Source organism: Vibrio sp. SG41-7 (assembly GCF_014164465.1).
GTDB classification, from domain to species: Bacteria; Pseudomonadota; Gammaproteobacteria; order Enterobacterales; family Vibrionaceae; genus Vibrio; species Vibrio splendidus.
This window is the reverse complement of sequence record NZ_JACJFF010000109.1, coordinates 1-16,426: the sequence shown is the minus strand read 5'-3', so window position 1 is coordinate 16,426 and position 16,426 is coordinate 1. Positions and strand designations below refer to the sequence as shown.

General features: G+C 44.5%; 17 protein-coding genes. 3 read left to right on the top strand and 14 right to left on the bottom strand.

Annotation, left to right across the window (positions count from 1 at the left end; all coding sequences use genetic code 11):
- Both H5300_RS20885 and H5300_RS20880 read left to right on the top strand, forming a co-directional pair.
- The coding region (locus H5300_RS20885) for an IS3 family transposase (RefSeq protein ID WP_182796770.1) at positions 1-447 on the top strand (447 nt) is incomplete at its 5' end.
- Positions 448-670: 223 nt separating this feature from the next.
- Positions 671-1,336 carry a porin family protein gene (locus tag H5300_RS20880; RefSeq protein ID WP_182796769.1) on the top strand — a complete coding sequence of 222 codons (666 nt, stop codon included), beginning with the start codon at positions 671-673 and terminating at the stop codon, positions 1,334-1,336.
- A 98-nt stretch (positions 1,337-1,434) separates the two neighbouring features.
- Here H5300_RS20880 and recR read toward each other — a convergent pair whose 3' ends face one another.
- The 7 genes from recR to H5300_RS20845 form a co-directional block, all read right to left on the bottom strand.
- Positions 1,435-2,034, bottom strand: a complete 600-nt coding sequence (gene recR / locus H5300_RS20875) for a recombination mediator RecR (protein WP_182796768.1) — start codon at positions 2,032-2,034, stop codon at positions 1,435-1,437.
- Positions 2,035-2,114: 80 nt separating this feature from the next.
- Complete coding sequence (locus H5300_RS20870; protein ID WP_004734156.1) at positions 2,115-2,444, bottom strand: YbaB/EbfC family nucleoid-associated protein; 330 nt, start codon at positions 2,442-2,444, stop codon at positions 2,115-2,117.
- Between the two features lie 168 nt (positions 2,445-2,612).
- On the bottom strand, positions 2,613-4,901 hold the full coding sequence (gene dnaX, locus H5300_RS20865) for a DNA polymerase III subunit gamma/tau (RefSeq protein WP_182796767.1): 2,289 nt from the start codon (positions 4,899-4,901) through the stop codon (positions 2,613-2,615).
- Between the two features lie 17 nt (positions 4,902-4,918).
- Entirely contained in the window at positions 4,919-5,464 is a 546-nt protein-coding gene (gene apt, locus H5300_RS20860) for an adenine phosphoribosyltransferase (protein ID WP_182796766.1), read from the bottom strand.
- A gap of 161 nt (positions 5,465-5,625) precedes the next feature.
- Entirely contained in the window at positions 5,626-5,997 is a 372-nt protein-coding gene (locus H5300_RS20855) for a YbaN family protein (RefSeq protein ID WP_065204975.1), read from the bottom strand.
- Between the two features lie 74 nt (positions 5,998-6,071).
- A complete protein-coding gene (locus tag H5300_RS20850) occupies positions 6,072-6,209 on the bottom strand; it encodes a hypothetical protein (RefSeq protein ID WP_004734169.1) in 138 nt (45 codons plus the stop codon).
- A gap of 148 nt (positions 6,210-6,357) precedes the next feature.
- The gene (locus H5300_RS20845) at positions 6,358-7,461 is read right to left on the bottom strand and encodes a response regulator (protein WP_102448177.1); all 1,104 of its coding nucleotides are present in this window, start codon (positions 7,459-7,461) and stop codon (positions 6,358-6,360) included.
- Between the two features lie 228 nt (positions 7,462-7,689).
- Between H5300_RS20845 and H5300_RS20840 the strand changes: the two genes are divergently transcribed.
- Positions 7,690-8,565, top strand: coding sequence for a LysR family transcriptional regulator (locus tag H5300_RS20840; protein WP_004734167.1), 876 nt, complete (start codon positions 7,690-7,692; stop codon positions 8,563-8,565).
- Positions 8,566-8,644: 79 nt separating this feature from the next.
- On the opposite strand, the gene purF is transcribed toward H5300_RS20840, so the two are convergent.
- The 7 genes from purF to H5300_RS20805 form a co-directional block, all read right to left on the bottom strand.
- Complete coding sequence (purF, locus tag H5300_RS20835; RefSeq protein ID WP_004734166.1) at positions 8,645-10,159, bottom strand: amidophosphoribosyltransferase; 1,515 nt, start codon at positions 10,157-10,159, stop codon at positions 8,645-8,647.
- Positions 10,160-10,192: 33 nt separating this feature from the next.
- Positions 10,193-10,684: a CvpA family protein gene (locus tag H5300_RS20830; protein WP_004734165.1), complete on the bottom strand. Its 492-nt coding sequence runs from the start codon at positions 10,682-10,684 to the stop codon at positions 10,193-10,195.
- A 61-nt stretch (positions 10,685-10,745) separates the two neighbouring features.
- Complete coding sequence (locus tag H5300_RS20825; protein WP_017084069.1) at positions 10,746-11,318, bottom strand: SPOR domain-containing protein; 573 nt, start codon at positions 11,316-11,318, stop codon at positions 10,746-10,748.
- The gene (gene folC / locus H5300_RS20820) at positions 11,319-12,581 is read right to left on the bottom strand and encodes a bifunctional tetrahydrofolate synthase/dihydrofolate synthase (protein ID WP_182796765.1); all 1,263 of its coding nucleotides are present in this window, start codon (positions 12,579-12,581) and stop codon (positions 11,319-11,321) included. It abuts the gene before it with no gap.
- 42 nt (positions 12,582-12,623) lie between these two features.
- Complete coding sequence (accD, locus tag H5300_RS20815; RefSeq protein WP_004734162.1) at positions 12,624-13,550, bottom strand: acetyl-CoA carboxylase, carboxyltransferase subunit beta; 927 nt, start codon at positions 13,548-13,550, stop codon at positions 12,624-12,626.
- Positions 13,551-13,726: 176 nt separating this feature from the next.
- Entirely contained in the window at positions 13,727-14,521 is a 795-nt protein-coding gene (truA, locus tag H5300_RS20810; RefSeq protein ID WP_004734161.1) for a tRNA pseudouridine(38-40) synthase TruA, read from the bottom strand.
- A 196-nt stretch (positions 14,522-14,717) separates the two neighbouring features.
- Positions 14,718-16,426 (bottom strand): FimV/HubP family polar landmark protein (locus H5300_RS20805; protein WP_310736174.1); only part of this gene is annotated, 1,709 nt, incomplete at its 5' end.

The window sequence follows — 16,426 nt, the reverse complement described above, 5'->3', positions numbered from 1 at the left end:
AAAGTATACTTGTCTCCCGTTGTCGACTTGTTTACTCAGGAAGTGGTTGCTTATAGAGTGGCCAAAAATGCCTGCTTGCCGCTCGTCACGGATATGCTGACGGAGGCTATATCAACGCTTAAACCCAACTCAAAGCCAATTATACACAGCGATCAAGGTTGGCAATATCGCCATCGACAGTATCAGAAAAAGGTAGCAGAGGGTGGGTTAACGCAAAGCATGTCGAGAAAAGGTAACTGCTTGGATAATGCTGTTGCTGAAAACTTTTTTGCTTTACTCAAAACCGAGATGTATCACAACCAAAGCTTTGAAGACGCAGATGCTCTGATAGAGCAAATTAAAGAATACATCGAGTACTACAATACCTACAATACCAAACGTATAAAAGTGAAACTAAAAGGCCTGACTCCGATAGAATATCGAACTCAGGCCTTGAAAGCCGCTTAACAGAAATGTCCAACTTTACGGGGTCACTTCAAAGCCAGCGGCTTTTCTACAGCTAATAGAAACTTCGTGGTCTAACTATCCCTCATCCAGCGTCCTAAAATAAGCCCCCCCCTCTCGCAAGCCTAATAACTTTCAGTTAACAAGGCTATTCCATTGAATCATTAGCCGTAGGTAACAGGGCTACGCATAATGCACCCAATTCCCTATACCGATGGACATAACAATGAAAAAAACATTACTTGTATTAGCAATCTCTTCTTTAACGGCAACAACAGCTATCGCTAGTGAATCAGCACCAACCCCTGAATTAATGCCAGAACCAATTAAAACCGAGTTTTTTGTTGGTGGCGGCTTAGGCTACCACTCAGCTAAAGCTGAGCTTTCCGCACTAGGACAAAAAGAAAGCAAAACAGCCAAAGGGGCAGCATTCCATATTCGGGGTGGTGCCTACATTCAAGAGAACCACAGAATTACGGGTACGATTAATTTTACTGGTGACAACGAACTATGGCATAGCGGAGTTACTGACTACGATGATGAAATTAACCTGGACCTTGCACAAACCGAGTTCCTCGTTTCTTATGACTATGTTCATGCCATTAACTCTCAGTTCTCGGTATTTGGTGGCGCGACTGTTGGTATGACACAAAACACTTTTAAAGGGGAGTATATTGATCTAATTGACTCTTCACAGAATGGTTCAGCTAAATCTAAAGAAACCGACTTTGTGTACGGTTTACAAGCAGGTATTCAATACAAGATCATGAAAAACGTTTCCGCCGATTTCCAATACCGCCATATGTTCGAATCATATTCTGAAGGTAACTTAATTGAACTCTCTGTACCAAACAACAGCGAATTTACCGTGTCTGTCGATTACCGCTTCTAATTAGATAGTGATATTCAGCTAAAGTGAATATAGGGAAGATATTCAGACTGCCTTGATAAAGAAAAAGCCGCTTAGTGATAATTCACCAAGCGGCTTTTTTAGATCTTATGACGACCGAGTAAAGAGTGCGAAAGCGTGGTGCCATCCACCAGCTCTAACTCTCCACCAACAGGAACACCGTGAGCAATACGGCTCGCATTCACTTCATGTGCATGACACAACTCAGCAATATAATGCGCTGTTGCTTCACCTTCGACGGTTGGATTGGTCGCTAGAATAACTTCGTTGATATCACCACGACGTAAGCGGTAGTCCAAAACATCGAGACCGATATCACTTGGACCAATTCCATCAAGTGGTGAAAGGTGACCCATTAGCACAAAGTAACGACCAGAATATTGGCCAGTTGCTTCGATAGCTGCAATATCTGCAGGGCTCTCAACTACACAGATTTGACCGTTATCCTGACGTTTAGGATTAGTACAAATGTGGCAAGTATCTTCTTCAGTAAAGGTACGGCACTCATTACAATGACCAATTTCCGTCATTGCTTGGCTAAGAGCTTCAGCCAACTGTAGGCCGCCTTTTCTATCGCGCTGTAACAAATGAAAGGCCATACGCTGCGCCGACTTGGGGCCAACCCCAGGTAGACAACGTAAGGCCTCCATCAAATGCTCCAGCATATAACTGGTACGCATATTTAACCGTTCTAACTTTAAATAACGGCTTATTCAAGAACAAGCCGTTGGAAGAGACAAGTCTCTTATAAATAAGTCGCTTAGAAAGGCATTTTCATACCTGGTGGAAGTTGCATCCCACCAGTTACGCCAGCCATTTTCTCTTTTTGAGTCTCTTCAACACGACGAGCTGCATCGTTGAAAGCGGCTGCGATAAGATCTTCAAGCATCTCTTTATCGTCTTCCATTAGGCTTTCATCGATATCAACGCGACGAACACTGTGACTACCAGTAATCGTAATTTTTACAAGGCCAGCACCTGACTCACCTGTAACTTCCATATTTGCGATTTCTTCTTGAAGCTTTTGCATGCGTTCTTGCATTTGCTGGGCTTGCTTCATCATGTTGCCCATACCGCCTTTACCAAACATGTTATTACTCTCTGGTCTAATTGGTTTATTAAAATCATTTAAGCTACTAAGGGCTTAAATGGGGGTTAAAACACTGTGATTCAACCCCACGAGTTCAGTTCTCTGATTTGCTTTCCAAGGATGATATGCTCATCACTAAATGAAAGGCATATCGATATTGGAGGAACACTATATTGGACGAACGCTGTCTCTATCCAACTCGGCAGCAAAACGTCTTTCGATAAACTGTACGTTGGCATCGTTTTCCAAACTGGTAAACGCGTCTTTCAACTTGCTTTGATACAATCTTTCTCGCAGTTCTAGCGGTGTTTCTCCACCATCACCAATTTCAACACTCAAATGACACTCTTCTCCAAGCACAGTATTGAGAGACTGTAATAGCTCACTCTGTGCACGGTCCGTATTCAAGTGAGCCTGGCTCGCTCTTAACGTTAAGGTGATTGATGTGTCAATCTTAGTAAATACTGAGTTCAATGCTAACTGTTCAACAAGCTTGGCTGTCTCTAGCTTTTGAATCGTGGCGGACCATTCATCTTGAACAATCGACTCTTGAAGCAATTTATCGACCATTTCTGGTGTCTTAATATGCTCTAACGCACGCTTGATCTGAGTAGGTGTAAGCTCTTTGCTCACCTCTTTCACTACAGGTTTAGACGGTTTCCAGCGATAAGGTTCATTATCGTTGGTCACATTTTCTGTCGAAGAGGCGGTTAAAGAAGCTGGCGACACCCGCTCAGAACCACCGTGTTGCTGAGCAACTCGGTCAAGAACTGAAGTTTTAGCTGGTGTCGCTTTAGCCTTTTTTGGCGCCGAACCTTTGTTTTCTGTTGCTGCACCACCTCTACGTTGAGAACGCAATTGGTGACGTAAACCACTCACAGGCGAAGTTGCACGTGCTGGTTGCTCTTGCGAAGCAGAAGAAACAGGTGGAACAGAAGGTGCAACGGGAGCAACATTTGGCTGCTCTTGATTCTGATAATTAGCTTGCTGAGTCATGGGACTCATCGGCTGCTCTGTACCGTAGCTTGGACGCTCATCATAAGCAGGTGGCGCGTCATACTGACTGTGCGGGTAATCCTGTTCTGGATAACCTTGGTTGCCTGAATGATCAGCGTAACCTTGCGAATCTGAATATTGGTTCTGATTCTGCGGCGGTTGCTGTTGCACAGGCTGCTGCTGAACAGGAGCTTGTTGAGGCACTTGAGGCTGTGAAACCGCTGGAGCCTGAGCTGACTGTCTCGGAGCGGCCATTGGCGCAGCTTGACTCACTGGCTGAGCAACACTCTGAACCTGGTTCTGAACCGGATTCTGAGCTGCAGGAGCAGGCGCTGGGCTAGTCGACTCAGTAGAGATAGCCGTAGCAACAGTTTGCTCAGCAGGTCTGAATGCCAACATACGCAGAACCACCATCTCGATACCAACACGAGCGGTTGGCGATAATGGCAAGTCTTGACGCCCTTTCAACACTATCTGGTAGTAGAGTTGGATGTCTTGAGGGCTTAACGCTTTGCTCAGCAGTTCTAGCCTTTCAGCATCAGGCTGAGCCTTGTCTAAAGTAGACGGCAGAGCTTGATACATCGCCAAACGGTGTAATTGAGCCGCAAGTTGACTCAGCAATCCATCCCACTCAACGCCATTTTCAGCAAGAGCTTGAATACAAGCCATCGCTAATTGTGGTTGTTTACTGCTAATCGCTTCAAGTAGATGAATCGCTTGGTCTGTATCCAGCGTTCCAAGCATGTGAGCAACAGTGTCTGTCACTACATTGCCATTACCTAATGCGATAGCTTGGTCTGTTAGGCTAAGAGCGTCACGCATACTGCCATCAGCGGCATGAGCAATCATTCCAAGCGCACGAGATTCAGACGTCACATTTTCTTGTTCAAGAATATGATCGAGTTGCTCGTGGATATTATCAACGCTAATCGGCTTAAGGTGGAATTGCAGACAACGCGACAATATAGTCACAGGAAGCTTTTGCGGATCCGTCGTTGCGAGCAAGAACTTCACATACTCAGGCGGCTCTTCTAAGGTCTTTAGAAGCGCGTTAAAGCTGTGCCTAGACAGCATGTGTACTTCATCGATTAGGTAAACCTTGAAGCGACCACGTGCAGGCTTGTACTGAACATTGTCCAGAAGCTCGCGGGTATCTTCTACCTTAGTACGTGAGGCAGCATCGATCTCGAGCAGGTCAACAAAACGACCTTCATCGATCTCTTTGCAGGTTGCACACTCACCACAAGGGGTTGAAGTAATGCCTGTTTCACAGTTGAGTCCCTTAGCAAACAAACGGCCGATGGTCGTTTTACCGACACCTCGTGTACCGCTGAATAGGTAAGCGTGATGCAACCTATTTTGGCTAAGGGCATTCTCTAATGCTGTTAAAACATGGGCTTGACCAACCACTTCTTTGAATTTGGTTGGTCGCCATTTTCGCGCTAACGCAAGATAGCTCATGAATAATTCCGAAAGGATTAGTGACCGTCGAATTCGCAGATGCTAAACACTTCTAGACCTAAGCCTTGTAAGCGCTTATCACCACCGATTTCTGGAAGGTTAATAACAAATGCAGCGTGTTCTACCACACCACCAAGCTGACGAATCAGCTTTGTTGTCGCTTCAATCGTACCGCCTGTTGCTAGCAAGTCATCAACCATCAGCACTTTATCGCCTTCAACGATAGCATCGGTATGGATTTCTAGCGTATCAGTGCCGTACTCAAGCTCATAAGATTGTGCCACAGTTTGACGAGGCAACTTGCCCGGTTTACGAACAGGGATGAAGCCGACACCTAGCTCAAGAGCAAGAGGCGCACCAAATAGGAAACCACGAGCTTCAGTACCAACGATCTTAGTAAAGCCCATGCCCTTGTATGTGTCCACTAACAGGTCAATTGTCGCTTTGTAAGCGACAGGATCTTCCATCAAGCTTGTTACGTCACGGAACAAAATACCCGCTTTAGGGTAATCAGGAATGCTTTTGATGCTTGCTTTGATCAGAGAGATTTTTTCTGTGTTCATAATCTTATGCACTTCATTAGGCCGCTTTCCAAACTCTCGTTAACGAATCAAACATCAACGCTCGGAATTAAGGAAAGGTACGATTGGTATTCATTGCAACGAGAGTCATAACTCTGATTGCTGAAATAATAAACGCCCGCTATACAAGCAGGCACACTGGCTTAATGGTAGTGATTTTCTTTGCTGTCAGCAACCAACTCATGGGTTGGAAGTCGCATAAACCATGTGAGAAGAATAACAAGTACACAAATTAGGAAAACCTTGACCCAAATGAGCGGGGCAAAGTAGATCGATAACGCAAAACTCAACAAGATAAAGAACACGCCACGCGTTTTAACTTGCTTGGTAACGGCACCGTGTTGATACCAATTGTTCAACAAGGGACCCAGCGTTTTATGCTCATGCATCCATTTGTGAACTTTGGGGTTGCTTCGCATGAAACATGCGCTGGCAAGAAGGAGAAAAGGCGTGGTTGGCAGAACGGGTAAAACGATCCCTAGAACTGCAAGAATGATACAAAGGCCACCAGCAATATTGAGGCTTAAAACTCGAACGCTAATTGTGGCCTCCTTGAGTTAGCTATCACCAATCGGCGACGATAGCTTAACTAGAATGTTGCGTAACCATTGAATACTCGGATCAACGTAAGGGTTGCTGGGAGTAATGGAATCGCTAAAAATGCGGCTAAAAATCCTAAAAAATAGAATACATTAAACGGGTCTTGAAAGTCTTTGTTATCTGCCATGATTGCTTCTTGTTTTTGTTAGTAAAGGTAAGTATCTGGCGAACCAAACCCGCTTTGCTAAATCGACATTTAACAAAAAAGGCATAGCCACACCATTTGCGCAACTATACCTTAATCAATTATTCACAAAAACCGAGGAAATATAGGGTTAATCAGTGGACCCTTGGTGTATGTCTAAACTAAAACTGGCCGATCCAAGCAGGCTCAATGAGAGCTGGCAGCCTTGTTCAATCGGAAGATCCCTTGTAATAAAGTTCTTCTTACAGTTCTCACCCAAGCGCTCGCCTGCTGCAATATGTTGATTCAATTCGCCATTCGACCATTGTCCATCTAAACCCGCAGGTAAAATAGAGATAGTTCCCACAGCAAGATCAGCAACACCAAACAAAGCATTCACAGGGGTTGAACATTTAGAGCAACGAATCCCCTTCTCCAAAATTTCCGCAATATCTTTGAGATCAACGTTAAAATCTTTTCTATTTCTGATGTAATCGTGGAATAACGCTCTCACCAACAATGTGGCCGCTGAGCCACCGTTATCAGAAGACGACGAATCGACAAGGTAGAAAGCAAACTGCCCGTTCATCATCCACGCATAATCAAACACAAGCGGCATCATTTCTGTTGATTGCAGTAAACGGTAACTGCAACGCCATGAGCCTTGTCGTGTGTCTTTATCTGGAAGCAGCGCGTGCAATAAGTCTCTTGCAGCACTCGGGTTATCTTGCAGGTAGTTTAGATGCCAATGCAACTCTTGGTCTTCAGGGATCTCGCCACCGTCATCAACGCAGAACCATTGGCTTGAAAAATCTCGTTGGTCTGAAATGTTATCGAACGAATCTGTCAACGTATTCGCAATCGCACTTCCTAAGTGACCGTGATCCTCTAGAGGTTTCGCTAAAAAGTCTTTGATACCAAATCGTAATGCTTTCGCCACATCAGACATATCATCAGTGCCAGACACAACGATCATAGGCAGTGACGGATACTCTAAACTGAGCTCTTCGACAAGCTCAATGCCATCCAGTATCGGCATTGATAAGTCACACACAATTAAATCTGGCGCTGAGTCTCTAAGCTTTTGCAGAGCGTCCAGCCCATTTTCAGCCTCAACCACTTTATAACCAATCTTGTCTAAGTACGCGCTGGTTATCCGGCGAAAAATAGGATCATCATCAACCAACATAACGCATTTTTGATTGAGAACTTCCTGAGCCGAGGTCATAACTGGCTGACTGTGAGTTTTGTACATAATCTCTAACCTCACAAAACTAAGTCGAATTATTATTGTTATCTGTTCTAAGAACTAATATAAAACTTAGTAATAAAATACTAAATACACAAATGTTCACTCTTTACTGGTAATTCGTGACAAGGGTTGGAATACTGGTAAATAGTGCAACGAGTTGACGTAACGCAAACATTGATCTCAATATTACGTATAAATTAGATGAGATTGTAAACAAATGTGTCTGGATTTATGAAATTAGATGATTTAAACCTCTTTCGACTTGTCGTTGAAAATGGGAGCTACACCGCAACATCGCGCAAGACAATGATTCCGGTTGCGACCATTACACGACGCATCCAAGCCTTAGAAGACTCTTTGAACCTAAGGCTTCTCAATAGACACGCGCGTAAACTCTCTTTAACAGAGGCTGGCGAACGTTTTTTCAATGAATGCTCACCGTTACTACAACGTCTATCTTCTACTGCAGAAGAACTCACTGACGTGTGTAAGGGTGCTTCAGGGAAGATTCGCATTACCGCGCCCTCAAACCTGACCAAGCGCATGATGATGCCGATGTTCAGTGAATTCATGACTCAATACCCTGATATCAATATTGAGCTGATGATGAACAACCAAGCTGATCAGCTTGATCCAACCGAGTGGGATGTCATTTTCAGAGTCGGCCCGCAGCGTGATTCAAGCTTAATCGCAAGAAAGATCAGTGAAGTGAAGGATATTCTTATCGCAAGTCCTGACTACTTAGCGAAGAACCCGGCACCAAGTCATGCAGAAGAGCTCGCGAATCATTCGCTACTTAAAGGCTATCCGCTGATTAAGTGGCAGCTGAGTAATTCGAATGAAGAGACGGTCGTGAATAGCGAGAAAGGTCGTTTCAATGCGAATGCGCTTAATGTCGTAAGACAAGCCTGTTCAGAAGGCCTAGGTATCACCCTAATGCCTGACGTGATGATCCGTGAATACATTGAAGATGGCAGCTTAGTGCAAGTCTTAGAAGACTGGAGTGCTAACCCTCGTGATATTTACATGCTTTATAACCACAAAGACCACCTGCCAGAGAAGGTTAGATTGTTTATCGATTTTGTGATCGCATACCACATTCACTAAGATTCAATCCCCTTCCCCCGCAAACAAAAAAACCAGAGCCGATGCTCTGGTTTTTTATTACTCATTTTTTATGAGTACGCTAAGCGCCTTCGTTATGTAACTCTAGGTTCGCGAGATCTTGTTGGATCTCACGCTCAACCTTTGAATCGTCATTACGTAAAGAGTCTAGGAAATCAAGGTACGCTTGGTCGATATCGCCCGTTACATACTCGCCGTTGAATACGGATGTATCAAAACGAGAGATGTCTTGATTACCCATACCTACTGCAGAGATTAAGTCTGGTAGCGTTTGGAAAATCAAAGCATCGGCACCAATCTGCTTACAAATCGTTTCGTTATCACGGCCATGAGCAATAAGCTCCGTCGCGCTCGGCATATCGATGCCGTAAACGTTCGGGAAACGAACCTCAGGAGCAGCAGAAACCATGAAGACTTTGCTTGCGCCAGAATCACGAGCCATCTCAATGATCTGCTCTGATGTCGTGCCACGAACAATAGAATCATCAACCAATAGAACGTTCTTACCTTTAAACTCAGAACGAATTGCGTTGAGCTTACGGCGAACCGACTTCTTACGCTGTTGCTGACCAGGCATGATAAACGTGCGGCCAACATAGCGGTTTTTCACGAAACCTTGACGATATGGCTTATTGATCGCTTGAGCAATTCGTAGAGCAATATCATTCGATGTTTCAGGGATTGGAATTACCACGTCAATGTCTAGGTCTGCGTACTCTTCTTTAATACGCTTGCCTAACATCTCACCCATCTCAACGCGTGCGCTGTAAACCGAAATTTTATCGATGAATGAATCAGGACGAGCAAAATAAACAAACTCGAAAATACATGGGTTTAGTTGTGGGTTATCTGCGCATTGTTTAGTGAAAAGCTCACCATTGAATGTTGCGTAGATAGCTTCACCAGGGGCAACATCGCGCATAAAATCAAAACCAACAGCGTCTAACGCTACCGATTCAGACGCAACCATGTACTCTGTTTTACCGTTAATTTCACGCTTACCAAGACACAGTGGACGAATACCATGTGGGTCACGGAATGCGATCATACCGTGGCCGATGATCATCGCTGTCACTGCGTAAGCACCACGAATAGTACGGTGCACGTTTGCAACGGCGCGGAACACATCTTCTGAAGTCACATTACCTTTAACAGTATCGATTTCATGAGCCAATACGTTCAGTAGAACTTCAGAATCAGAGGTTGTGTTAACATGACGACGGTCTTTTTCGAACAACTTCTCACGAACTTCACTTGCATTCGTTAGGTTGCCGTTGTGCGCCAACGTGATACCAAAAGGAGAGTTTACGTAGAAAGGCTGCGCTTCAGAAGCACTCGAGCTTCCCGCTGTAGGATAACGAACATGACCAATACCCACGTTACCTTGGAGGCGTTGCATGTGTTTTGCTTCAAAAACATCTTTAACTAAACCGTTCGCCTTACGCAGACGGAAACGATTGCTTTCTATGGTACAAATACCAGCGGCATCTTGGCCACGATGCTGCAATACCGTTAAAGCGTCATAAATAGACTGGTTTACAGGTGTTGAACCCACGATTCCAACAATACCACACATGTCCTAATCCTCGATTTTCGACATTAACTGGCGCTAAAGCGCGCCAGATAAGAAACTAGATGTTGCTTGTAAATGCTCAAAGAACGGCGCAATGATTCGGCTAAACTCCGGAACCAACTGCGAATTCTCCCACCACTCAGAACTTGGGAATGCAGTAAACGCATCCATGAAAAACAACACTGCTGAGACAATCAGAACACCACGTAAGCCGCCAAAGACGACACCGAGGATTCTGTCTGTACCCGACAGGCCTGTTTTCTGAACTAGCTGACCGATGACATAGTTAACTAAGGCACCGACAACTAACGTTGCAACAAATAATGCTGCTATCGCAGTTCCGTTTCGAAACATCTCATCTTCGATATTGGTGAAGTACATGGCTAATTTAGCGTAGTACTGGCTAGCAATAAAAAATGCTCCAAACCAAATAACAAGTGACAACGCTTCTTTAGCGAAACCGCGAACTAAACTGATCACGGCAGAGAAGCCGATCACGCCTAAAATGACAAAATCTAACCAATTCATGAATTCTTCATCTTAAGTTGGCGCGCATTTTAACAGAAAAAATGCTGACGCAAACGTTTTCTTATGGATTTAACGGTTTAAATTTGAGCAATTGGCCTTTTGAGCCCGTAATTTTTTCTAATTCCTTAATTTGTCGCTCAAGTTTGGATTTAGAGACATCCGGGCCAATAATTACTCGCGTAAACGTTTTTTCTTGCTTGGTGTGAGCCTGGTAACCACGCTTTTGTAAATCCTTAACAACGTTTTTTGCGTTGTCAGCATTCTTCAAAGCCATCAATTGAATAATCCAAGCACTGTCTTGGTATTCATTTTTTTCCGGTACTGGCTTAACCACCACTGCCACTTTATCCGCTTCTTTGTTACTGGAAGCCGACGCAGTTTGCTTATCTGAATTATCAACACCACTTTCAACCACTCGCTCAACCGGAGAATCCGGCAGTGCAATCTGATCTTCAACAGGGTCGAGTACTTCAAAAACTTCTACATTACTATCAAGCTCTGGCTTAATCGGAATGCTTGCAAACTCTTCTTTATAGTGGAGCTTCTTACCATCCAGCACATCGGGCAATACAATCACACCAATGGCCACTAAAATGATGGTACCGACTAATCGGCTTTGGAATTTACTTGCCATTTAGTTTCCTTTTTTCTGCCAATGCTCCAATACTTCACCCACAGTATGGAAAGAACCGACCACCAGTACAACATCGTCACCTTTAACAGAAGCTAAAGCCGCTTCAAACGCTACTACAGGGTTTGAATGCTGCTCTACGCCTTGAGGTAGGCTTTGACACAATTCAGCAGCTGTTGCGGCTCGTGGGCCGTTCAGCGAAGCTGGGTACCAATGTGTTGTGATTGGTGCTAATACTTCCAATGTCGCAGGGATATCTTTGTCATGAAGCATGGCGACTACAACGTGTAAATTTTTGCCTGCATACTTCTTCGTTACTTGCTGCGCAAAGTATTCAGCCGAATGCGGGTTGTGCGCAACATCAAGCACAATCACGGGTTGTTCGCTAATTTTCTGCATACGCCCAGGTAGCTGTGCGTTCTTCATGCCATTAACGATGTTCACATCGCTAATGCTAAGTTCTGAAGTACCTAATGCCATCAATGCTGTTGCTGCGTTAGGTAGCGGCAGACTTGGAATAGGCAGTGATTCTAGTTGGAATGCACCACTGCGCCAGTTCCAAGTATCGCCGTCTACATCATAGGTGTATTGAATACCCACCTGATAGAACTCAGCCTTAATGTCATCAGCGTGAGCAGCAACCGTAGCTGGTGGTTTAGGTTGACCACAGATAGCTGGCTTACCGCTACGATAAATACCGGCTTTCTCAAAACCAATCACATTGATGTCATCACCTAGCCAATCAACATGGTCGACAGCCAAACTGGTAATCACAGAAACATCATGCTCAACGATATTCGTCGCATCTAGGCGTCCACCTAGACCCACTTCTAATAACACAACATCAACCGCTTCAGTTTGAAAAGCACGTAACGCCGCTAAAGTCCCATATTCGAAAAAGCTAAGGCTGATCTCGCCGCGCTCTTTCTCAATGAAATTGAAAGACTGAACCATCTTTTCATCGGATAGATCTTGGCCGTTAATACGAACACGTTCGTTATAGCGAATTAAGTGAGGAGAACTGTAGACACCAACTGAGTAACCAGCATCCAACAGAATAGCTTCCATTAGTGCACATGTTGAGCCTTTGCCATTAGTTCCGGCAACAGTAATAACGTGTTGAGCAGGTTTGGTGAGGTTTGCCTTAGAGGCGACGGCCTGAACTCGGTCTAATCCAAGATCAATAGCGCTTGTGTGGATGTTTGATAAATAATCAAGCCACATCTCCAAAGAGGATGTGGCTTGAGGAATAGGTTGTTGACTCATCTAACTCATAACCATGATTAAGTAGGTTTGTTAGAAGGTACTTTACCCTTTTTCTGGCGCTTCTGGTACTTCATAAGTAGCTTCATTCGGTGAATCGTTCACAGAAACTACTAATGGTGAAGGCTGGTTGGTCATTTTAGCAACAAGGCTTGCAACGCGCTGACGCATCTCACGACGGTCAACGATCATGTCGATAGCGCCGTGGTCTAGTAGGAACTCACTGCGTTGGAAACCTTCAGGAAGGTCTTCACGTACAGTTTGTTCGATTACACGACGTCCAGCAAAACCGATAAGCGCTTTTGGCTCACCGATGTTGATATCACCAAGCATTGCCAAACTCGCAGAAACACCACCCATTGTTGGATCAGTCATTACTGAAACAAACGGTAGGCCTTTCGCAGATAAACGCTCTAGAGCAGCACTGGTTTTTGCCATTTGCATTAGAGACATCAATGCCTCTTGCATACGAGCACCACCACTTGCAGAGAAACAAACTAAACCACAGTTGTTCTCAATAGCCGCATCTACCGCTTTCACAAAACGAGCACCAACAACAGAGCCCATTGAACCACCCATAAATGAGAATTCAAAAGCACACGCTACGATTGGTAAACCTAGTAGTTCACCTTTCATTGCGATCAGCGCGTCAGTTTCACCACTGTTCTTTTGAGCAGTAGAGATACGTTCTTTGTAGCGCTTAGAGTCTTTAAACTTCAGTTTGTCTTGTGGCTCAAGATCAGCACCTAGTTCAACGCGCTCACCTTTATCTAGGAATGTATCGAGACGGCGACGTGCCTTCATGCGCATGTGATGATCACATTTCGGACACACTTCTAGGTTACGCTCTAGTTCAGCATGGTAAAGAACCTGCTCACAAGAAGTACATTTAGTCCAAACACCCTCAGGGATAGACGCTTTACGAGATGTTACGATGTTGCTTTTTTCTAAAATCTTTTCAAGCCAACTCATGGAAGACCTTTTTGTTTCGATTCTTACGCTTGATTGCGAAAGAAATAAATTTGGGAATTATGCGTGGGAATTAAAGCACATAAAACAGCGACTGTAGATAAAAAACTGGTTGTACCTATTTTCTGGCACTATTTTACGCACGAAACCGTAATATTTTTTGAACCTAAGTCTCACATTTAGTTCAAATTATCCGGTAAAAACAGAGGTCCAATTGGCTCTCGTGGTAACTCAAAATGTTCAGGATAATCAACATCTACCAGATACAAGCCTTCCGCTTTGGCGGTTGCGCCAGCCACTTTTCGATCTTTAGCCTCTAAAAGCCACTGGATCCACTCTGGTTTTTGCTCACCTTTACCTACTGCAATTAGGCTACCCGTAATATTCCTCACCATGTGGTGAACAAACGCATTCGCTTTAATATCGATCACTATGTAGTGTCCATGACGAGTCACGTTTAAGTGAATCATGTTTCTCCATGGACTACGAGATTGACAATGTGTCGCTCTGAATGAAGTGAAGTCGTTCTCGCCTAACAAGTACTGACCCGCTTCATGCATCTTTTTTTCATCAAGGTGACCATGGTAATGGCTCACGCCTGAATTCAGAATGCCAGGACGTAGTGCATGATTAAAGATAATGTAGCGATAACGGCGTGCAGTTGCAGAAAAACGAGCGTGGAAATCCTCATTCACTTCTGTCGCCCAACGAACCGCAATATCTTTTGGCATGTTGGCATTCGCGCCCATTGTCCAAGCAACCATTTTACGATCAACATTAGTTTCAAAGTGAACGACTTGTCCCGTACCGTGAACACCGGCATCTGTACGACCTGCGCACATAACCTCTACAGGATGATTCGCGACAACTGAAAGAGCCTTTTCCAATTCTTCTTGGACACTTTTCACGTCTCGTTGGCGCTGCCAACCAAAGTAGTGGGTACCGTTATATTCAATACCTAAAGCAATTTTCATGTTCTTGTTCTCTTTGAAAATGGGCAAGAAGTATATACGGAAATGAGTGCTAGCCCAAATAGGATGGGGCTAAAACTGCAATAAACAATCACTACCGCCCTAGACGGTGGTTTTAAGAAGCCAAATAAAACAAAGGCGCTTGGGCTCACCCAAAAATAAAGGGTAGCCAACGCTACCCTTTATGATTTTTTTAAATTTATCGACCGTTTAAGGTATCGATAAGATTCTTTGCCTCTCGACGAATATCATCGCTCCCGTCAACTATCGCCTCTTCTAGAAGCTTAATTGCACCTTGCGAATCACTCATCTCGATATAGATTTTAGCCAAATCGAGCTTGCCAGCAGCTTCTGCATTGTTATCGACATCATAGTTGCCGATATCACCGATAACATCAGGGAATTCATTGAGACCAACATCCAGCTTCAACTCTTCATCATCTGGATTTATGGCTTCTTCGCCTTCTTGCTCTACTTGAGCCATCAGTTCGTCAATCGTCATGTATTGCTTATCACGACTGTTACCCGACTCTGTTAGATTATCTTGTTGACCCCAATTCTCTTCTTTAATTTTAGGTTCAGCTTGTTTTTCAGCCGATGCCCAAATCTCTTGTTGATCGTCAGGAACACCATTGTGCATGCTTGATTGCTGCTCTGGAGCTAAGTTAAAGCCTTTCCAGTCTTCACCGCCAACTTCAAGCATCGCATCGATATCGAGCCCTGCACTGTCAATCGACGTTGCATCTAATGGCTTCTCAAACATATTGTCGACTGAGTCTTGGACATCTTCTGAAAGCAACTCAGCCAATGCTGTTTCATCAAAATCGTCAAAGCCTTCTAGTGGTTCGTCTTGAACCGCTGTAGGTGCTGAGTTTGATTCTAAAGGCGTTGAATTTAATCCTGAAGATGAACTCGGTGAATCATCTGGTTGTGCGAACGCTGCCAGTTCAGGTTCTTCTGCATCTGAGAACCCTGCTTCGTCCGAGAACCCCTTTGTATCGGAGAAGTCGTCAGCGTGACTAAAGCTTTGCGGATTTGAGAACAAATCATGCAGCGCATCTTGCTCTTCACCTTGCGGACTAAAAGAAGTCAGTGGTGTCGGCTTCTCTGCAAACGCATCTGAGATGGCTTCGTCTTCACCGTATTCAGGCAAATCAAGCTCATCGAACTCGACGCCTTCTTCTTCCGCTACTGGCTCTGCGCTGCTTTGCTCAATATCATCTAAAACAGAGTCTGCTTTTGCGCTTTCTTCGTCATATTCAGGAAGGTCAAGATCATCGAACTCAAACTTGTCTGCCTCAGGAGCGAGATCTTGCTCTAACTGAGCTTCATCAGGCTCACTAACGGCTTCCGCCAATGCATCTTCTTCACCAAACTCTGGCAATTCGAAGTCATCAAACGAGAATTCGTCTTCGTCTTCTTGCCCTTGAACTTCAGCTTGTTCCGTAGCTTCAATTTTCGGTGCCGTTTCTGCTTGAGGTTCAGCGTCTAGTTGAGAATCAACAGCAGGAGTACCTGGTTCTGGTATTACTTCAACATCAGCTTCTGCCAATGCGTCTTCTTCATTAAACTCAGGCAGTTCAAAATCATCAAACGAGAACTCGTCTTCGCTGTCTTGTCCTGGAACTTCAGCTTGTCCCGTAGCGTCAACTTGAGGTGCCGATTCTACTTGAGGTTCAGCGTCTAGTTGAGGTTCAACAGCAGGAGTAACTGGGTCTGGTATTACTTCAACATCGGCTTCAGCATCGGCTTCTGCCAACGCGTCTTCTTCATTAAACTCAGGAAGTTCGAAGTCATCAAACGAGAACTCTTCTTCGCTGTCTTGTCCTAGAACTTCAGCTTGTTCCGTAGCGTCAACTTGCGGTACCGTTTCTGCTTGAGGTTCAGCGTCTAGTTGAGGTTCAACAG